21 protein-coding genes are annotated in these 18,491 nt (G+C 31.7%); 8 read left to right on the top strand and 13 right to left on the bottom strand.

Annotated elements, in window-relative coordinates; translation table 11 throughout:
* Positions 1-4: 4 nt before the first annotated feature.
* From rpsK to carA, 5 genes are all read left to right on the top strand, one after another.
* Entirely contained in the window at positions 5-397 is a 393-nt protein-coding gene (gene rpsK, locus Q4548_RS11265) for a 30S ribosomal protein S11 (protein ID WP_068827418.1), read from the top strand.
* Between the two features lie 90 nt (positions 398-487).
* Positions 488-1,093, top strand: a complete 606-nt coding sequence (rpsD, locus tag Q4548_RS11260) for a 30S ribosomal protein S4 (protein ID WP_303455025.1) — start codon at positions 488-490, stop codon at positions 1,091-1,093.
* Between the two features lie 21 nt (positions 1,094-1,114).
* Entirely contained in the window at positions 1,115-2,107 is a 993-nt protein-coding gene (locus Q4548_RS11255) for a DNA-directed RNA polymerase subunit alpha (protein WP_303455022.1), read from the top strand.
* Between the two features lie 63 nt (positions 2,108-2,170).
* Positions 2,171-2,641: a 50S ribosomal protein L17 gene (gene rplQ / locus Q4548_RS11250; protein ID WP_303455020.1), complete on the top strand. Its 471-nt coding sequence runs from the start codon at positions 2,171-2,173 to the stop codon at positions 2,639-2,641.
* Between the two features lie 144 nt (positions 2,642-2,785).
* The gene (gene carA / locus Q4548_RS11245) at positions 2,786-3,886 is read left to right on the top strand and encodes a glutamine-hydrolyzing carbamoyl-phosphate synthase small subunit (protein ID WP_303455017.1); all 1,101 of its coding nucleotides are present in this window, start codon (positions 2,786-2,788) and stop codon (positions 3,884-3,886) included.
* Positions 3,887-3,944: 58 nt separating this feature from the next.
* On the opposite strand, the gene Q4548_RS11240 is transcribed toward carA, so the two are convergent.
* The 12 genes from Q4548_RS11240 to Q4548_RS11185 all read right to left on the bottom strand — a co-directional run bounded on the left by Q4548_RS11240 (position 3,945) and on the right by Q4548_RS11185 (position 13,550).
* Positions 3,945-4,502, bottom strand: coding sequence for an acyl-CoA thioesterase (locus Q4548_RS11240; RefSeq protein WP_303455015.1), 558 nt, complete (start codon positions 4,500-4,502; stop codon positions 3,945-3,947).
* Positions 4,503-4,570: 68 nt separating this feature from the next.
* Entirely contained in the window at positions 4,571-5,668 is a 1,098-nt protein-coding gene (locus tag Q4548_RS11235; protein WP_303455012.1) for a glycosyltransferase family 4 protein, read from the bottom strand.
* 2 nt (positions 5,669-5,670) lie between these two features.
* Positions 5,671-6,453, bottom strand: a complete 783-nt coding sequence (mazG, locus tag Q4548_RS11230) for a nucleoside triphosphate pyrophosphohydrolase (RefSeq protein WP_303455010.1) — start codon at positions 6,451-6,453, stop codon at positions 5,671-5,673.
* Positions 6,454-6,532: 79 nt separating this feature from the next.
* On the bottom strand, positions 6,533-6,967 hold the full coding sequence (locus Q4548_RS11225) for a DUF5606 domain-containing protein (protein ID WP_303455008.1): 435 nt from the start codon (positions 6,965-6,967) through the stop codon (positions 6,533-6,535).
* Between the two features lie 17 nt (positions 6,968-6,984).
* Positions 6,985-7,572: a peptide deformylase gene (def, locus tag Q4548_RS11220; RefSeq protein WP_303455006.1), complete on the bottom strand. Its 588-nt coding sequence runs from the start codon at positions 7,570-7,572 to the stop codon at positions 6,985-6,987.
* Positions 7,573-7,660: 88 nt separating this feature from the next.
* On the bottom strand, positions 7,661-8,677 hold the full coding sequence (gene rfbB, locus Q4548_RS11215) for a dTDP-glucose 4,6-dehydratase (protein WP_303455003.1): 1,017 nt from the start codon (positions 8,675-8,677) through the stop codon (positions 7,661-7,663).
* Between the two features lie 119 nt (positions 8,678-8,796).
* Complete coding sequence (rfbD, locus tag Q4548_RS11210) at positions 8,797-9,654, bottom strand: dTDP-4-dehydrorhamnose reductase (protein WP_303455001.1); 858 nt, start codon at positions 9,652-9,654, stop codon at positions 8,797-8,799.
* Positions 9,647-10,219, bottom strand: coding sequence for a dTDP-4-dehydrorhamnose 3,5-epimerase (rfbC, locus tag Q4548_RS11205; protein WP_303454998.1), 573 nt, complete (start codon positions 10,217-10,219; stop codon positions 9,647-9,649). Before rfbC ends, rfbD begins: the two co-directional genes overlap by 8 nt.
* Complete coding sequence (gene rfbA / locus Q4548_RS11200) at positions 10,220-11,095, bottom strand: glucose-1-phosphate thymidylyltransferase RfbA (protein ID WP_303454996.1); 876 nt, start codon at positions 11,093-11,095, stop codon at positions 10,220-10,222.
* Positions 11,092-12,156 carry a hypothetical protein gene (locus tag Q4548_RS11195; protein ID WP_303454994.1) on the bottom strand — a complete coding sequence of 355 codons (1,065 nt, stop codon included), beginning with the start codon at positions 12,154-12,156 and terminating at the stop codon, positions 11,092-11,094. The genes rfbA and Q4548_RS11195 overlap by 4 nt, the downstream gene beginning before the upstream one ends.
* A 22-nt stretch (positions 12,157-12,178) precedes the next feature.
* On the bottom strand, positions 12,179-12,586 hold the full coding sequence (gene ruvX, locus Q4548_RS11190) for a Holliday junction resolvase RuvX (protein ID WP_303454992.1): 408 nt from the start codon (positions 12,584-12,586) through the stop codon (positions 12,179-12,181).
* 10 nt (positions 12,587-12,596) lie between these two features.
* Entirely contained in the window at positions 12,597-13,550 is a 954-nt protein-coding gene (locus Q4548_RS11185; protein ID WP_303454990.1) for a glycosyltransferase family 4 protein, read from the bottom strand.
* A gap of 240 nt (positions 13,551-13,790) precedes the next feature.
* Here Q4548_RS11185 and Q4548_RS11180 point away from each other — a divergent pair, with 240 nt between their 5' ends.
* From Q4548_RS11180 to Q4548_RS11170, 3 genes are all read left to right on the top strand, one after another.
* A complete protein-coding gene (locus Q4548_RS11180; RefSeq protein WP_303454987.1) occupies positions 13,791-14,900 on the top strand; it encodes a glycosyltransferase family 1 protein in 1,110 nt (369 codons plus the stop codon).
* A 2-nt stretch (positions 14,901-14,902) separates the two neighbouring features.
* On the top strand, positions 14,903-15,979 hold the full coding sequence (locus tag Q4548_RS11175) for a glycosyltransferase family 4 protein (RefSeq protein ID WP_303454984.1): 1,077 nt from the start codon (positions 14,903-14,905) through the stop codon (positions 15,977-15,979).
* A gap of 181 nt (positions 15,980-16,160) precedes the next feature.
* A complete protein-coding gene (locus Q4548_RS11170) occupies positions 16,161-17,258 on the top strand; it encodes a glycosyltransferase family 1 protein (RefSeq protein ID WP_303454981.1) in 1,098 nt (365 codons plus the stop codon).
* Positions 17,259-17,343: 85 nt separating this feature from the next.
* Here the strand turns inward: Q4548_RS11170 and Q4548_RS11165 are convergent, their stop codons facing one another.
* Positions 17,344-18,465, bottom strand: coding sequence for a glycosyltransferase (locus Q4548_RS11165; protein ID WP_303454978.1), 1,122 nt, complete (start codon positions 18,463-18,465; stop codon positions 17,344-17,346).
* Positions 18,466-18,491 lie beyond the last annotated feature (26 nt).

Below are 18,491 nucleotides of genomic sequence, written 5' to 3'. Positions count from 1 at the left end.
AGTTATGGCTAAATCTAATACAAAGACCGCTAAAAAGCGTAAAGTTATTGTTGAGTCTGTTGGTGAAGCGCACATTACTGCTTCATTTAACAACATCATCATTTCTTTAACAAATAAAAAAGGAGATGTAATCTCTTGGTCATCTGCTGGTAAAATGGGATTCCGTGGATCTAAAAAGAACACTCCTTATGCTGCACAGACAGCTGCTGAAGATTGTGCTGCTGTAGCACACGAAGCAGGTTTACGTAAAGTTAAAGTTTATGTAAAAGGACCAGGAAATGGTAGAGAATCTGCAATTCGTACGATTCATAATGCAGGTATTGAAGTATCAGAAATTATTGATGTTACTCCATTACCACACAACGGATGTCGTCCTCCTAAGAGAAGAAGAATCTAATTAAATTTATTATTAACGTTAAATTGGCAAACACAAAGTTATCGAAGGACTAAGCCTTAATTCATAACTGCTGATTTTAAATATTTTATTATGGCAAGATATAATGGACCTAAAACTAAAATTGCTCGTAAATTTGGTGAGGCAATTTTTGGAGATGATAAGTCTTTTGAAAAACGTAATTATCCTCCTGGACAACACGGACAGGCGAAGAAAAGAGCAAAACGTTCTGAGTATTCTTTACAATTACAAGAGAAACAAAAAGCAAAGTATACTTATGGTATTTTAGAGCGTCAATTCTCTAACTTATTTAAGAAAGCATCTTCTAGTAAAGGTATTACTGGAGAGGTATTATTACAATTGTGTGAATCTCGTTTGGACAACACTGTATTCCGTATGGGATTGTCTAATTCAAGAAGCGGAGCACGCCAGTTAGTATCTCACAGACACGTAACTGTTAACGGAGAAATCCTTAACATTCCTTCTTACCAATTAAAGCCAGGTGATGTTGTAGGTGTAAGAGAGAAATCTAAATCACTAACAGTGATAGAGAGTAGTTTGGCTGCTTCTTCTGCTGTTTATGAGTGGTTAACTTGGAACTCTGATACTAAAACTGGAACGTTTGTTGCGGTACCTGAAAGAATTCAGATTCCAGAAAACATCAAAGAGCAATTAATCGTCGAGTTGTACTCGAAATAATAATTAAGACACCAGTTAGCTATGGCAATATTAAATTTTCAGAAACCAGACAAAGTTATCATGATCGAATCTACTGATTTTGAAGGTAAATTCGAATTCAGACCGTTAGAGCCAGGTTTTGGTTTAACTGTAGGTAATGCTTTGAGAAGAGTATTATTATCGTCTTTAGAAGGTTTCGCAATTACATCTTTACGTATCGAAGGAGTTGAGCATGAGTTCTCAACTGTGGAAGGTGTTGTAGAGGATGTAACTGAAATCATCTTAAACTTAAAACAAGTTCGTTTTAAGCAACAGATTGAAGACACAGACAAAGAGTCTGTATCAGTATCGGTATCTGGTCAAAACCAAATCACTGCTGGTGATATACAAAAATTTACTTCAGGATTTCAAGTTTTAAACCCAGATTTAGTAATTTGTAACTTAGATAGCTCTGTAGCTATGAGTTTTGATATTACTATTGAAAAAGGTAGAGGATTTGTACCTGCGGACGAAAATAAAAAAATTAATGTACCTTTAGGAACTATTTTTACAGATTCTATTTACACTCCTATAAAGAATGTAAAATATGCTGTAGAAAACTACCGTGTAGAACAAAAGACAGACTATGAAAAATTAGTTTTTGACATTGTTACAGATGGCTCTATCAATCCTAAAGATGCATTGACTGAAGCTGCAAAAATATTGATTCACCACTTTATGTTATTCTCTGATGAGCGTATCACTTTAGAGGCTGATGAAATTGCTAGAACAGAAACTTATGATGAGGAGTCTCTACACATGAGACAACTATTGAAAACCAAATTGGTTGATATGGACTTATCTGTAAGAGCATTGAATTGTTTGAAAGCAGCAGAAGTTGAAACGTTAGGTGATCTTGTATCATTCAACAAAAATGACTTGATGAAATTCAGAAACTTTGGTAAGAAATCTTTAACAGAGTTAGACGAATTGGTAAATGTTAAAAATTTACATTTCGGAATGGATTTAAGCAAATACAAATTAGATAAAGACTAAACCCCTTTCATATTTTGCTCCCCAAGGTGGGTAGATGCAAGATGAAAGCTAAATCATTTTACAATGAGACACGGAAAAAAATTCAACCACTTAGGTAGAAAAACAGCACATAGAAGTGCAATGTTGGCAAATATGGCTTGTTCATTAATTGAGCATAAACGTATCAATACTACAGTAGCTAAAGCAAAAGCTTTACGTATGTATGTTGAGCCAATTATTACAAAATCTAAAGAGGATACTACTCACAACCGTAGAATTACTTTTTCTTATTTAAGAAATAAGGAAGCAGTTACTGAGTTATTCCAACAGATTGCTGTAAAAGTAGCAGACAGACCAGGAGGATACGTTCGTATCATCAAATTAGGAAACCGTCAAGGAGATAATGCTCCTATGGCTATGGTAGAATTGGTTGATTACAATGAAATCTACAATCCAAACGGAACTAAGAAGAAGAAAACGACTCGTAGATCTAGAAAAAAAGCTGATGCTCCTCAAGTGGATGCAGCTGAGTCTACAGAAACTACTGAAGAGTAATGATGATTTACATTTCGTAAAATATATAAAGGATAAACTATTTAATAGTTTATCCTTTTTTTATATTTGCAAAAATATTTTTACAAACATTCTTTGTTGAAAGCTTAGGTGAAAAACCTCCACCCAACAATAAAAACAACTTTTATGAAGTACAAAGAATTAAAAAAAGCAATTTTATTATTAGAGGACGGAACTATTTTTGAAGGAAAGTCTGTAGGTGTTGAAGGAACAACCATTGGTGAGATTTGTTATAATACAGGTATGACTGGTTATCAAGAAATTTTTACCGATCCTTCTTATTTTGGACAAATCATGGTAGCAACCAATGCTCATATCGGAAATTACGGTGTGAACGATGATGAAGTTGAATCTGATGGAATTAAGATTGCTGGATTGGTATGTAGAAATTTTAGTTTTGAATTTTCTAGAGATCGATCTAATGGTTCTTTAGAAGAATATTTTACAAAACAAGGATTGATTTCTATTACAGACGTAGATACTAGAGCTGTTGTAAGCTATATTCGTGAAAACGGAGCTATGAATGCTGCAATTTCAACTGAAATTGATGATATAGATGCTTTAAAAGCAAAATTGGCTGAAGCTCCTAGCATGAAAGGTTTAGATTTAGCTTCTGTAGTTTCCACCAAAGAACCTTATTTTTATGGAGATGAAAATGCAACGTATAAAGTTTCTGCATTGGATTTAGGAATCAAGAAAAATATTTTAAGAAATTTAGCTAAAAGAGATTGTTTTGTAAAGGTATTTCCTTGTACTGCTACTTTTGAAGAAATGGCAGCATTCAACCCTGATGGTTATTTCTTGTCTAACGGACCTGGAGATCCTGAACCTCTTGAGTCTGCACAAAAAGTTGCAAAAGAGATTGTTGATAAAGAGTTAACATTGTTTGGTATCTGTTTAGGGCATCAAATTATTGCATTATCTCAAGGTATTGCTACTTATAAAATGCACAACGGGCATAGAGGTATTAACCACCCAATAAAGAATCTAATTACTGGTAAAGGAGAAATTACTTCTCAGAATCATGGATTTAATGTAAGTAGAGAAGATGTTGAGGCGACTAATAATGTAGAAATTACTCACGTACATTTAAACGATAATACGGTAGCAGGTATTGCTATTAAAGATAAAAAAGTATTCTCGGTACAGTATCATCCAGAAGCAAATCCTGGACCACACGATGCTTCTTATTTATTTGATCAGTTTATAGACAACATGAAAAAATAAGTTGTCATTACATAAAGCAAAAACCATTCTAGAGAATACTTTAGAATGGTTTTTTTGTTTAATCTAATAATTTAGGATCTATATGTACATTGTATTTTTTCAATTCATCAAGGTGTTCTTTGTAATCAAAACTTTCTTGACTATAGGTTTTTTTTCTTAATTTATTGGTTTCCAATCTGCTTTTTGATCGAATAAAACGTCTTACATCTTCCGATTCGTACAAATGTAATTTAGGAACTTCCGCATTTGAACCATCTTCATTTTTAGCAACCATCACAAAATAAGAAGAATTACAATGTGTTTTTTTACCTGATTGAATGTTTTCAGATTCCACTCTAATCCCCACGGTCATAGAGGTATTCCCTACATAATTTACACGTGCTTTTAATGTTAAAAAATCTCCAACATTAACAGGGTTTAAAAAGTCTACTGTATTTACAGATGCAGTTACACAGTATTTTCCAGAATATTTAGAAGCACATGCAAAGGCTATTTGATCCATTAGGTTTAAAATGTAACCTCCATGAATTTTTCCACTAAAATTAGAATTTATTGGTTTCATCAATTCTGTAATTTCTACTTCAGAATCTTTTGAATTTTTGATAGTTTTTATCATAATCAATTTTGATTTTGTACGACACAAAACTAAGTGTTTTTTACGTAAATATACTTAGTTTTGTTGTTCTATTTTTTTAACAATGAATGGTAAAGTGCCAAAGTTTGGTCTACTGTTATTTCTATATTAAAAATATTCAGAATTCTTTGAAAACTGTTCTCTCCAAATTCAACTCTTTTTTCTTTAGAGACTGTTAATAAGTTTATTTTTTCGGCAATAGAGGCTACACTTTTATTAGTTGCTATATATCCATTTACACCTTCATCTACAAGTTCTGCACAGCCACCAGCATTGGTTACAATAATTGGTTTTTTTAGACACATACTTTCTGTAATAGCTCTTCCTAGGCCTTCTTTTAATGAAGTTTGAACATAGATGTCTGTACGTTTTAGAATTTCTTTAATGTCACTTTTATAGCCCAAAAGATGTATGTTTTCTGGGAAAGGGCTGTTGTTTTTTATTTGAGTCATATAATCATCATCGGTATTGTCTCCTACCAATACAAAATGGATATCTAATTCTTTGATGTTTTTGACAAGTTTTGCTGCTTTTACAAATAAATCCATTGCTTTTACTTTTCGTCTGTTTCCAACCGAAGTAATTACAATTGAATCAGGTTTTATACCCCAATCACTCAAATCATTCATTTCATAATTAGAAAACCAATCGGGATTATAGCCTTTGTATATTCTATGAACTTTGCGTTTGTTTTTTCCGAATAGTTGTTTTTTAAAATGAATAGCATTTCCATCGCTATTACAAATCATAGCATCTATTCTAGGATTAAGATAGGTTTTGTATGCTGATGGATCGTGCCAATGCACGCTAGTTGATCCCATATATCCAATAATTTTTACAGCCTTGTGTTTTTTTAAAGCAATACAAGTATTACTAGTGTTGCTTCCTCCAAAAACATGGACAATATTAAAATTATTTTTGAGTGTGTTTTCTTTCAAACGTTTTATAAAATCAGCGTCATTTTTATTAATGGGCTTGTCTTTAATGATGGGAATATTGTTAGATTTCAATAAGTTTTCAATCTCTTCTGAAAAATGTCCTTGAATCGTAACATCAACTCCTCTATGATGCATTACCATAAATTGTTTCAATTGTGCTTCGTAGACTCCTAAATCTCCACTATAATCACCAATAGATAATACTTTCATTTTTATTTGTATATTTTTTTAGATTCGTCCCAGTATACATCCATTTCTTTAAGACTTAAATCAGATAAATTAATTCCTTTTTTGAGCGTGTTTTCTTCCAAATACTCAAATCGTTTTTTAAACTTGGTATTGGTTCGTTCTAAGGCGTTTTCTGGGTTTACTCCAATATGTCTGGCATAGTTTACCATAGAAAATAAAAGATCTCCAAATTCCGCCTCTATGCGTTCTTGACTTCCGTTTTTAATTTCCACATTAAGTTCAGATAATTCTTCTTGTACTTTTTCCCACACTTGCTCTGGATGTTCCCAATCAAAACCTACGGCAGCTACTTTTTCTTGAATTCTGTTGGCTTTGATCATGGCGGGTAGCGAATTTGGTACTCCTTGTAAAACAGAGCTGTTTCCTTTTTCTTTTAATTTTAATTGCTCCCAATTTTGTTTTACCTCTTCTTCATTTTCTACAACAACATCACCATAAATATGAGGGTGTCTGTGAATTAATTTTTCAGAAATACTTTGGGCTACATCGGCAATATCAAAGGTATTTGTTTCACTTCCTATTTTGGCGTAAAAAACAATGTGTAAAAGTACATCACCTAATTCCTTTTTAATTTCTTCTAAATCATTGGTCAATATTGCATCTGCCAATTCGTAAGTTTCTTCAATGGTAAGATGTCTTAAAGACTCCATAGTCTGCTTTTTGTCCCATGGACATTGTTCTCTTAGCTCGTCCATAATGGTTAACAAACGATCAATAGCAGCCAGTTGTTCTTTTCTTGAGTTCATAAGATAAAATTAAAAAAGAGTTATAATTTTCTATAAAACTAGAAATTATAACTCTTTTAAGTGTGTTGTTTAGAGAAAATTATTGAGGAGCGTTTTGAGCTTCTTCTAATTTTTTTAAATCTTCTTTGATGGTCTCAAAGTCAAACTCAGCATTTACAAGTATGTTGTACCATTGTACCACTTTTTTAATGTTAGAAACGTATACACGTTCTTCATCATAATCAGGTAACACTTCGTTGAATAAAGCTACCAATTCTTTGTCAGAAGCTTTGTGACTGATGGATGCTTTTCCTTCGTATTTGTCATGAATCGCTATGAAAACAATTCCTAAAGCAACTTCAGTTTCGTATGTATAAATTCCAATATCGCTTAACACACTTACGTTTTGTGTGTTTTTAACTGGAGTTTTTTTACCATCTAATAAAGAAGAGGTGATAAATCCTCCTTTAGTCTGTCCCAATATTTCATACAATCCTGGCTTTCCAGAAATTGCGATCACTTTTGTTAAACTCATTTCTAAATTATTTTTAATTATCTTCTTTTTGCATTGTAATAACGCATTCTATAATCTGCACCAACTTTTCCTATAGAGATGTTTGCTAATTTTCTTTTTAACAATCTCTTTTTTAAGGATGAAATTTTATCGGTAAATAAAACTCCTTCAATATGATCGTATTCGTGTTGAAAAACTCTTGCTGCCAATCCATTAAGAGTAGCCTTGTGAGTCTTGAAACTTTCATCTTGATAGGTTACATGTATGGTTTCGTTTCTCCAAACATCTTCTCTAACATCCGGAATACTTAGGCAACCTTCTTCAAAAGCCCATTCGTCTCCTTCTTCACTTACTATTTTAGGGTTGATAAATACTTTTCTAAATGTAGCTAAAACCTCTCTTTCTTCTGCTTCTAAATCTTCATCTTCGGCAAATGGAGTTGCATCTACAATAAAAAGACGTATTGATTTTCCTATTTGTGGAGCTGCCAAACCTACACCGTTTGCGTTTTCCATGGTTTCCCACATGTTGGCAATTAAGGTGGATAAGTCTGGATAATTTTTGTCTATTTCTTGTCCTACTTTTCTTAAAACAGGATCTCCGTAGGCAACAATGGGTAAAATCATAATGCTTTTCTAAAATTCCGTGCAAAAGTACAAAGAATAGCTTGGAGTTTTAAGTATGTCCTAAGAAAAAAGTAAAGAGAGTTGCTTTCTATAGCTTTTTGTACTTGTTTATATACCATTCAATTGTTTTTACAATACCAGATTCAAAGTTTTCGTCGGCTTTCCAACTCAAGTTTGTTTCTATTTTGGTTGCATCAATGGCATATCTTCTATCATGACCTGCTCTGTCTTGTACATAGCTAATTTGTTCTTTATAACTTCCTGTTTCTTTAGGGAGTATTTGGTCTAAAATTTCACAAATATTTGTAGCAATGTAATTGTTGTTTCGTTCATTTCTACCACCAATATTGTAGACCTCTCCAGAAATCCCTTGGTGATATGCAAGATCAATTCCTTTGCAATGGTCGGTAACGTATAGCCAATCTCTAATGTTTTTTCCATCTCCATATATTGGAATGTTTTCTCCGTTAATAGCTTTTCTAATTACAGTTGGTATTAATTTTTCATCATGCTGCTGAGGCCCGTAATTGTTAGAACAATTGGTGATAATAGTATTCATTCCATAGGTATGATGATAGCTTCTTACCAACATATCGCTACTCGCTTTAGAAGCGCTATAAGGAGAGTTAGGTGCGTACGGTGTTTGTTCTGTAAACAAACCAGTTTCTTCTAATGTTCCATATACTTCGTCTGTTGAAATATGTAAAAAGCGAGAATTGAGATGTTCTTTTTTGTAGCAAAAGGGTTGAAGCATCCAATGTTTATAAGCCACATCTAGGAGTGTGAAGGTTCCATTTACGTTGGTTTCTATAAAAACGCCAGGATTGTTGATGGAATTGTCTACATGAGATTCTGCTGCAAAATGAATGACTCCTTGAATTTTATTTTCTGAAAATATTCTTTCAATCAAAGACCTGTCACAAATATCACCTTTGATAAAAGTATGTCTTGGATGTGTGTCAACTTCAGCTAAATTCTCTAAACTTCCAGCATAGGTCAATTTGTCTAAACTGATCAATTTATAATCAGGATAAGATTCAATAAAATGATAGATAAAATTTGAGCCTATAAAACCAGCGGTTCCTGTTACTAATATTGTTTTCATTTATAGTTTTTTACATCTCGACTCCGTTCGATGACCCGTTTTATTGTCAGTGTTCGAACGTAGTTGAGAACTAAAGGTTAAATTAAGAAATTTATACAAATTACTTTTTGATGTCTATGCTATAATTTTTTTATACAGTCTGCTAAAGAAGTTTTCCAGTGAGGAATTTCTATGTCAAAGGTGTTTTTAATTTTTGACTTGTTCAACAAAGCAAATAAAGGTCTTTTGGCTGTTGTAGGATATTCTTTAGAAGTAATAGGGTATACTTTACAAGTTGATTTTTGTTGTTGAAATATTTCAAAAGCAAAGTCGTACCAAGAACAAACACCATCGTTAGAGTAGTGATAAATTTCTACGTTCTGATTGTCTATTTTAGGAAGAATGTCTAAAATAGTTTTTGCCAAATCAGCAGCATAGGTAGGAGTTCCAATTTGATCGGAAACAATATTGAGAACGTCTTTTGTTTTTGCCAATTTCAACATGCTTTTTACAAAATTATTTCCATAGCTAGAGTAGACCCAAGAAGTTCTTATGATGATAGAATTTTTTGGATTGATTTCTAACAAAGCTTGTTCTCCTAACCATTTGGTTTTTCCGTACATGTTTAGCGGGTTTGGAGTATCCGTTTCCGTATAAGCAACATGTTGTTTCCCGTCAAAAATATAATCTGTAGAGATATGAATTAATTGAATATCTTGTTCTTTGGCAATTGCACTTAGGTTTTTTGTAGCTAAGTGATTGATGTTATTACAGCTGTCTATAAATTCTTCAGCTTTTTCTACATTGGTGTAAGCTGCACAATTTATAATTGTTTGTATCTTATTTTTTAAACAAAAAACACGAACCTGTTCCTTGTCTGTAACATCTAGATAAGGAGTGTTTGTGAAAAAGAAATGATATTGGTTGTATTGAGAGGCTAAAAATTGAATTTCGGAACCCAATTGACCTTTTGCACCAGTAACTAAGATATTACTCATAATAGTTTAGATTGTAATCAAACAAAGTAGCTTCTTGCAAAGTAGGGTTTAAGGTATCTTTTTCTGATAAAATGAACTCACTTGGCTTTAATCCCCAATCAATCTGTAAAGTAGCATCATCATAAGCAATTCCTCTTTCGTGTTCAAAACTATAGGGTGTATCTATTTTATAGCTAAAAATAGCCGTATCACTTAAGACAATATATCCATGAGCAAATCCTTTAGGAATTAGCAACTGTTTTTTGTTTTCAGCAGACAACTCAATAGCAACATGCTGCCCAAAAGTAGGAGAGCCCACTCTAATATCTACAGCAATATCAATAACTTTTCCGTACACTACTCTTACCAATTTGGTTTGTGCAAAATCGCCTATTTGGTAATGCAATCCTCTTAAAACCCCTTTTTTAGAACTAGACTCATTGTCTTGACAAAACTCTATTTTGTGTCCTAAAAAATCATTCAAAGAGAGGGCTTTGTAAGATTCCATAAAATAACCTCTATGATCTCCAAAAACTTTGGGTTCGCAAATAATGATTTCTGGAATGGAGGTACGTGTATACTTCATTTATTTTGTTGCTTTTCTAATTAAATACTGTCCGTATTCATTGTTTTTCATTTCTTCACCCAAAATTAGCAATTGTTTTTTGTCAATATAACCTTCTTCGTAAGCAATTTCTTCTATACAAGCTACTTTTAAACCTTGCCTTTTTTCTAAGGTGTGAATAAAGTTAGAGGCTTCTAGCATGGAATCACAAGTACCCGTATCTAACCAAGCATAACCTCTACCCATAATTTCTACATGCAACTGTTTGCGTTCCAAGTAAGTTTGGTTTACTGTAGTTATTTCCAATTCTCCTCTTTTGCTAGGTTTGATTTTTTCTGCAATTGAAATGACATCATTAGGATAAAAATACAATCCAGAAACGGCATAATCACTTTTTGGATGAGATGGTTTTTCTTCTATGCTTAACACATTTTTGTCAGAGTCAAATTCTACCACACCATAACGTTCGGCATTGTTTACATAGTATCCAAAAATAGAAGCTTTGTTTTCATCCTTTAACCTTTTGATAGCATCTGTCAACAAACGAGTAAATCCTTGTCCATAAAAAATATTGTCTCCTAAAATTAAGGTTACATTGTCTGTACCAATAAAATCTTTACCAATAATAAAAGCTTGGGCAAGCCCTTCTGGTTTGGGTTGTATGGCATAGGTAATTTGTATTCCTAATTGGGATCCATCACTCAGTAAGTTTTGAAATCGGATTTGATCTTCGGGAGTGGTAATGATTAAAATATCTTTGATGCCAGCCAACATTAACACAGATAACGGATAGTAAATCATGGGTTTGTCGTAAATGGCAATCAATTGTTTGCTTGTCGCTTTTGTTAACGGATACAGTCTGGTTCCTGAACCTCCGGCAAGTATAATTCCTTTCATAATGTTTGTTCTATAAAGTTAAGATACTTGTTTTTTTGATGTTCTAAACTCCACTTTTCTTTTGAATATTGTTTTTTGGGATTTTCTAAAATCTTAAAAAAGGTTTTTGGGTTTCTAAAATCATAGAAATAACTAGTCTCTTTAAATTCCTTGTTTTGCGAAAAATGCTGTTCCAAAAGCATAGTTTTTTGAAAAGAATAAGCCCAGTTATAAGTACCTGTAACTTTGTATTTGATGTATTTTTCAAACAATTTGTTGTTTGGGTGTACCAAAGGTAGCATAAAATCTGCCAGAGCAATGTATTCATAAAAATCAGTATCAGGTACGTGATTTTCAAAAAGGTGAAATTGATCAGAATAAGAAGTTTTGGATAATTCTTTTTTAAATGAGATACCTTCTTCTGTATTTATATTTCCTAGAATAATAAACTTTATGTTTTTGGGAACTTCTTGAAATTGAAGTAAAAAGGAATAATCTCTCCTTATTGATTGCACTTTACCAGGAATTAAAATCCATGTTTCATTAGCTGATTTTATTACATTGGAATTTGAGCTCACTTTTTCATCAAAAAAAATAAGATACGTGCTTTCTGTCTTGGTTTTTGTCAACTTTTCTTTTTGAATGTTTTGTTTTATAAAATCACTCAATACAAAATACCCTTTTAGTTTTTTACTAATTATTTTTTGTTTCAGGCTGCTTTTTAATCGATTTGGATTGTGTAATATTCCCCAAAAGGAAATTTTTGTATTGAACAAAAACAACAATAAAAACTTGAAAATTTTCCTTTCTGCAGAATTGATAATAACTTTGACAAAATTACCTGAAATCAATTGCTGTTTTAACTCTATAGAAGTTTTTTTTATTTCTTTTTTAGAATCTAATTCTAAAGGTTTTTTAGTGATATAGGCTAAGTCAGGAATTATAGAAAGACTGTTTTTATTTATAAAAACAGTGATGTTATATGTGTCTTTTAAAAATAAAATTTGGCTATAGATGCATTCTGCATGAGAAGTATCAAATTCTATAATAGCAATTTTAGGTTTGTTGTTTTTTAAACTCATAAAATTATGATGACATTAAAAATCAGGAAATATTTAAAAACTCTTGTAGAATAATAGTAGCACTAATTTTATCTACCAAGCCTTTGTTTTGTCTTTTTTTCTTGCTAATTCCACTAGAAATCATAGTGTTAAAAGCCATTTTGGAGGTAAAACGTTCGTCAAACCTTTGTATAGGAATGTGATAAGTGTTGTCTAGTTTTTTTATAAAATCTTGAATAAAAACTTCACTTTCGCTGTGGCTACCGTCCATTTGTTTAGGTTCTCCAACTACAAATAATTCAACGGTATTGTTCTTTAAATATTGATTTAAGTACACAAAAATTTCTTTGGTAGGAATGGTGTCTAAACCAAAAGCCATCATTTTTAAGTCATCAGTTTCTGCCAAACCAATTCTTACGGTACCATAATCAAAAGCGAGTATTTTGGGCATTCTAGTTGTTTTAGAAGTTTAAAAATAGTTGGTCTATTTTATTAGAGCAATTTTTCCAGGTATGTTCTAATACCGTTTCTCTTACGTTGGTTGTTTGCAAGGCTGCTTTTTCTATCAAATCCATTACTTCTTTGTAATCGGCATCTGTATTGAATAAATACCCATTTTCTCCGTGATTGATCAAATCGGGACAAAAACCTGTACGAGATGCAATAGGAAAACAGTTAGAAAGCATGGCTTCTAATACAGGTACAGGACCTCCTTCTAATATAGACGGAGAAACAAAAATATCAATTAAATTGTAGAAGCTTGGGTATTTCTCGTAATCTTGATTGTTGTAGTAAGTAAAATTTTTAAATTGTATAAGTTCTTCGTATTTATCAAACTTGTCCCAATTTTTTCCAATCAAGTAAAAGTGTCTATGTGGCATATTTTTCACCAATTCATAAATTATTTCTGGATTTTTTCGCTCACCATATGCACTACAAAAACCAACTGTTCCGGTAACTCGCTCGTGTGGATAGAAGTAATCGGAACAAGATGCTATGTGAATTACTTCAATTTTTTCAGGTTTTAGACCGTCTTCTATTAATTGTTTTTTTATGTCGTTATTCAAACAAATCACTTTGTCTACTTTGTTTAGGCACCAAATAATGTGGGTTTTAGAAAATGAAGAGGTCCAGTTGGTATGCGTAAACATTACAATAATCTTTTTTTGTAATATTTGAGGATTGTGCCTAACAGCTCTACAAAAATATTGGGGAAAAATAAAAAAATAACCATCAGAATTGGGGAGTTCCCTTAACTTGTTATGGTAATAGTCTTGAGCATCCAAGTCTGAAAAGCTAGCCAATCTTTTTACTTTTGCACCAAAAATCCATTCTTTGTCTACTTCTCTAGCTACATAGGTAATGGTTGTAAACGGTGCGTTTTTTGTAGTTTTAATAACTTTACTTTTGGCCATAGCCAAGAGGTACCGCCATTTGTAAAGGAGGTTAAAAATAAGTAATTCTTTAAGCATTTATAGCACAGTTAGTTAGTTGTCTAAAATTAAAATAAAATTTTATAGGTGCAAATTTAGTTTATATATTCTATTTTGTGGCTTTAAGTGCTAATTTGAGCAATATGTTTGTCTTTTTGTATATTTACAATTAAGGATTAAGGATTTGTGTGTACCTTGGTACCGTTTTTAAAATAATTTTAGATGAAGATAGGTTTTGATGCCAAGAGAATTTTTCACAACCAAACAGGTTTGGGGAATTATAGTAGAGATACTGTACGAATTTTGGCTTCTTTTTTTCCTGAGCATGTGTATACATTGTTCAATCCTAAGCCAGGAAAAATAGATCGGTTAACAATAACGGATTCTATGAAAATAGTACATCCTACTTCTTTTATTTGGAAGAAATTTAGCAGTATTTGGAGACAGAAACCCATTGTAAAAGATTTGTTGAGTAATGATATTGAAATTTATCACGGTTTGACAAATGAATTGCCTAGAGGTATTGAAAAAACTAACATCAAAACAGTTGTAACCATTCACGATTTGATTTTTGTAAGATATCCTAAATTGTATTCTAAAATAGATCAAAAAATACATTTCAATAAGTTTAAATATGCTGCTAATGTTGCAGATGTGGTGATTGCGATTAGCGAGCAAACCAAAAGAGATATTGTTGAGTTTTTAGGTGTGTCCAAAGAAAAAGTAAAAGTAATTTACCAAGGATGTCACCAAGCTTTTAAACAAGACTATTCTGAGAAAGAATTAGAACTTGTTAAAGAAAAATATAAACTTCCGGAACGCTACATTTTAAATGTAGGAACTATTGAAGAACGAAAAAACGTTCTTACATTGTTAAAATCCGTTAGAGATTTAAACGTTTCTGTGGTTGTAGTGGGGAGAGAAACCAAATACGCAGAAAGAGTAAAATACTACATAGAAAAACATAAAATGGAGGATAGGGTTTTCTTTTTAAAAGGTGTGGAGATGCAAGAGTTGGCTATGATTTATAAAATGGCTAGTTTGTTTGTGTATCCTAGTATTTTTGAAGGATTCGGAATCCCAATTATTGAAGCTTTGTATTCTAAAACACCTGTAATTTCATCTACAGGAAGTTGTTTTGCAGAAGCAGGTGGTCCTTTTAGTATGTATGTAAACCCAACAGATAGTAAAGGTTTTAGAGATAGAATATCTTTAGTGTTAGAAAACGAAGAGTTGCAGAAAAATATGATAGAAAAAGGATGGGAATATGTACAGCAATTTAATGATAAAGCCATTGCAACTAAAATGGTAAACCTTTATAAAAGCTTGTAAAAATGAAAACCATTGTTTTTTTTAATTCTGTTGCTGCTTGGGGAGGAGGAGAAAAATGGCATTTAGAAATGGCATCTTATCTTCATGATGAGCAATACCGCGTAATTGTGTATTGTCAAAAAGGTGGAGAATTGTATCAAAAAACAATTGCTAAAAAAATTGAAACCAGACCTATTGATGTTGGGAATTTAAGTTTTTTAAACCCATATACAATCCTAAAATTAAAGGCATTGTTCCAAAAAGACGATCCAGATTTATTGATCTTAAATATTTCTAAGGATATCAAATCGGGAGCATTGGCAGCCAAACTAGCGGGAGTTAAAAAAATTGTGTACAGAAGGGGAAGTGCCATTCCAATTAAAGATAATTTTTTGAATAGGTGGTATTTTAAACATGTGGTTACAGATATGTTGACCAATTCTATAGCAACTAAAAAAACAGTGAATGAAAAAAATCCCAATTTATTTCCTGAGGACAAAATAAAAGTAATCTATAATGGTTTGCATTTAAATGAATACTACCTGAATCGTAAAACGGACGATACCACTTTTGTGATCGGAAATTTAGGAAGATTAGAGTTTCAAAAAAATCAAACAGCATTGATCGATTTGGCTGTTTTGCTCAAAGAGAAAATACAAGATTTTAAAATTCTTATTGGTGGAGATGGTCGATTGATGCACGATTTGAAACAAAAAGCAAAAAATTTAAAAGTAGATGATGTTATAGATTTTCAAGGTTATATTACCAATGTAAACTGTTTTATGTCTCAAATAGATGTTTTTGTATTGCCGTCACATTGGGAAGGTTTTGGTTATGTTTTAGCTGAGGCTTCTTACCATCAAAAACCTATTGTAGCTTATAATGTAAGCAGCAATCCTGAAATTGTTAAGAATGACATTACTGGGTTTTTATTGCCAAAAGATGCCTTAGACTTAATGGCAGAAAAACTACTCTTTTTAAAAAATAACCCAGATTTAAAAGAGAAAATAGGAATAGAAGGGCGTGAATTTGTAATGCAAAACTTTGATGCCAAAATTAATCAAAAAGCTGTAGAGGAATATTTATTAGAAATAATCTAGATATACTAATATCAGTATTTCTTTATATTATTTAACTCAACCTTTACCTATCTTTAACGTCTTGTTTGTAGAATAGACTTTAAATGTTTGTGTTTTTTTATAGGGAAATACTTTCTTGAAGTGTCTTAAGTATTAAGAATGACATTTATTAGCTACTTTTGCAAAAAAAAATGATGCTGGAATGAAAGGAAGAGAATTGAAAATTTTAATTGATCTAGAAAGGTTGAGGTATTTTAATTCAGGTATTGCTAACGTTTTTAGGAATTTAGCAATAGGACTGTCTGAAATAAAAGAAGTGGAACAAAAGGGGATATTTTTGTTTGGACCCTTAGAGCCTGTAAATAGTTTAAAAACTAGATTTTCTGTTGTAAAAAGGAGAAGTTCTTATAAAATAATTCCGTTACATACATTTAGATACAATATAATACACACAAGTCACCAATTATCATCTTATTTTCATTACAAAAGCCCTAGGCAGAAAAAAGTAGTGACACTACATGATTTAAATTTTTTACATGAGAATATTTCTGAGAAGAAAGGTAAAAAAGAGTTGAAAAAAGTAAAACGTAACATTGAAAATGCGGATGTTATTGTATGTATTTCAGAGTTTACAAAAAATGATCTGATAGAAAATAAACACTTGTTTTCATTTTGTAAAGAGCCACAAATTAAAGTTATTTATAACGGAGTTCGTTTTCCAGAATCTAAAAAAATATACGATTTGGGAAAATACACCTATTTAAAAAACAAAAAATACATTTTAAATATTGGTGTTTTATTTCCTAAAAAAAATCAATTATCGTTGATTAGAATGTTACCTTTTATAGATGAAGATTTGGTTTTGGTTGTTTCTGACCAAAACGCGTGTTATATGAAAAAAATACAGTCTGAAATAGATTTTTTAGGCATGTCTCATCGTGTTCATTTTTGTGAAAATATATCTGAAGAGGTAAAATGTGGATTGATTCAAAATTGCACATCTTTGTGTCAACCATCCAAAGCAGAAGGATTTGGAATTCCGATTATAGAGGCCATGAGTTTTGGAAAACCAGTATTCTTAAGTAAATTAACAAGTCTGCCAGAAGTAGGAGGAGATGTTGCCTTTTATTTTAATAATTTTAAAACAAAACATATGGTTGATGTGTATAAAAAAGGGATGCAAGATTATGAAGAAACGAAAGAAGCATTTTCTCAGAGTTTAATTTCAAGAGCTAAAAAATTTGATTACAAAACGATGGCATATCAATACTATGAAGTATACAAGTCTTTGTTAGTTTAAATAAACGAAAAGAGGTTGTTCATTATTGAGCAACCTCTTTTTGTATAAATACGATTTGATCTGAAGTTAATTTGTTCGTTAACTTCTATAATCTAAACAATTTGTTGACTATTGTTTTTTTCTTTTTTTGCTTAGCATAAAGTAGTCGCTCTTTCATCAGATTACCGATTTTTAAATACGACAAATCATTCATAATAGTCTGTTGTGCATTTAACGCAACATCTTTATTGTTTTGTTTAAATATTTCTTTCATTTTTATACTTGCATCCTGAACGCTTGCATCTGCACCAATAAATCCTTTTTTTATCATACCATGGCTGCTCTTGAGTGGACTAAGTGTGTATTTTACAGGAAAGCTATTGTTGATGTTCATAAACTCCATATTTCCAGAATAGCCCGTTGCTATTACTGGTTTTTTAAAATACATGGCTTCTGCCATTGTCAAACCAAATCCTTCAGATCTGTGAAGAGAAACAAGTGAGTCACAGTTTTGAATCAACCCGGTTAGTTCTGTTCTTGAAATACGTTCGTTTAGAATTTTAATATTGGTGTTGTCTTTAATAAGATTGTGAAATTTATTTTTTTCTTCAGGAAAATCATCCAAATTTATACACTTTACCAACAACAGCACATCGTTGTTGTCTTTGTCAAAAGTATCTTTAAACGATTGCACTACGGCAAAAGGATTTTTTCTTAATATGGCACTATGAGAGTCAAAAATGGTTAAGAATATAAATTTATCTTCGGGTAAATCAAGTTCTTTTCTATTGAGGTTTGAATTAGAAATTTCTATCGGATGCGGGAAACATATAACAGGGCATAACGCTTTTTGAGAAAAGATTTTTACACAGAAATCACTTGCTGTCCAAATTTCATCAAACAGGCTCATATATGGTAGTATTTCTTTAGGAATTTCCATGAATTCCCAAACCCAAAAAGCGATGTTGTATTTGTTTTTAAACTGAGATTTGCCTAAATCTTTAATGAATTTTTTTATGGTACCTATGTTTATATGAAAAATATTGATATCGTGTTTTTTAGAATCTTCAATAGCTCTGTTGTTGTAGGAGTCTCTTTTGTGATTAAAGAGATAACTAACAACATTAACATCAATTCCAGATTTTTCTAAAGCATTTACATTTGAAATAGTAGCTTCAGTTAATCCACAAGGTTCATTAAAATAACCAATATAATTTACTCCTAACATTTTTTTTTAAAACAAATATAGAAATA

The organism is Wenyingzhuangia sp. 2_MG-2023 (genome assembly GCF_030548295.1).
Taxonomy (GTDB): Bacteria; Bacteroidota; Bacteroidia; order Flavobacteriales; family Flavobacteriaceae; genus Wenyingzhuangia.
This window is presented reverse-complemented; position numbering and strand designations above follow the sequence as displayed.

What these genes read in the sequence shown, in the direction of transcription:
- rpsK (WP_068827418.1), top strand. Translation starts at nt 5, where the DNA reads ATGGCTAAATCTAATACAAAGACCGCTAAAAAGCGTAAAGTTATTGTT.
- rpsD (WP_303455025.1), top strand. Translation starts at nt 488, where the DNA reads ATGGCAAGATATAATGGACCTAAAACTAAAATTGCTCGTAAATTTGGT.
- Q4548_RS11255 (WP_303455022.1), top strand. Translation starts at nt 1,115, where the DNA reads ATGGCAATATTAAATTTTCAGAAACCAGACAAAGTTATCATGATCGAA.
- rplQ (WP_303455020.1), top strand. Translation starts at nt 2,171, where the DNA reads ATGAGACACGGAAAAAAATTCAACCACTTAGGTAGAAAAACAGCACAT.
- carA (WP_303455017.1), top strand. Translation starts at nt 2,786, where the DNA reads ATGAAGTACAAAGAATTAAAAAAAGCAATTTTATTATTAGAGGACGGA.
- Q4548_RS11240 (WP_303455015.1), bottom strand. Translation starts at nt 4,502, where the DNA reads ATGATAAAAACTATCAAAAATTCAAAAGATTCTGAAGTAGAAATTACA.
- Q4548_RS11235 (WP_303455012.1), bottom strand. Translation starts at nt 5,668, where the DNA reads ATGAAAGTATTATCTATTGGTGATTATAGTGGAGATTTAGGAGTCTAC.
- mazG (WP_303455010.1), bottom strand. Translation starts at nt 6,453, where the DNA reads ATGAACTCAAGAAAAGAACAACTGGCTGCTATTGATCGTTTGTTAACC.
- Q4548_RS11225 (WP_303455008.1), bottom strand. Translation starts at nt 6,967, where the DNA reads ATGAGTTTAACAAAAGTGATCGCAATTTCTGGAAAGCCAGGATTGTAT.
- def (WP_303455006.1), bottom strand. Translation starts at nt 7,572, where the DNA reads ATGATTTTACCCATTGTTGCCTACGGAGATCCTGTTTTAAGAAAAGTA.
- rfbB (WP_303455003.1), bottom strand. Translation starts at nt 8,677, where the DNA reads ATGAAAACAATATTAGTAACAGGAACCGCTGGTTTTATAGGCTCAAAT.
- rfbD (WP_303455001.1), bottom strand. Translation starts at nt 9,654, where the DNA reads ATGAGTAATATCTTAGTTACTGGTGCAAAAGGTCAATTGGGTTCCGAA.
- rfbC (WP_303454998.1), bottom strand. Translation starts at nt 10,219, where the DNA reads ATGAAGTATACACGTACCTCCATTCCAGAAATCATTATTTGCGAACCC.
- rfbA (WP_303454996.1), bottom strand. Translation starts at nt 11,095, where the DNA reads ATGAAAGGAATTATACTTGCCGGAGGTTCAGGAACCAGACTGTATCCG.
- Q4548_RS11195 (WP_303454994.1), bottom strand. Translation starts at nt 12,156, where the DNA reads ATGAGTTTAAAAAACAACAAACCTAAAATTGCTATTATAGAATTTGAT.
- ruvX (WP_303454992.1), bottom strand. Translation starts at nt 12,586, where the DNA reads ATGCCCAAAATACTCGCTTTTGATTATGGTACCGTAAGAATTGGTTTG.
- Q4548_RS11185 (WP_303454990.1), bottom strand. Translation starts at nt 13,550, where the DNA reads ATGGCCAAAAGTAAAGTTATTAAAACTACAAAAAACGCACCGTTTACA.
- Q4548_RS11180 (WP_303454987.1), top strand. Translation starts at nt 13,791, where the DNA reads ATGAAGATAGGTTTTGATGCCAAGAGAATTTTTCACAACCAAACAGGT.
- Q4548_RS11175 (WP_303454984.1), top strand. Translation starts at nt 14,903, where the DNA reads ATGAAAACCATTGTTTTTTTTAATTCTGTTGCTGCTTGGGGAGGAGGA.
- Q4548_RS11170 (WP_303454981.1), top strand. Translation starts at nt 16,161, where the DNA reads ATGAAAGGAAGAGAATTGAAAATTTTAATTGATCTAGAAAGGTTGAGG.
- Q4548_RS11165 (WP_303454978.1), bottom strand. Translation starts at nt 18,465, where the DNA reads ATGTTAGGAGTAAATTATATTGGTTATTTTAATGAACCTTGTGGATTA.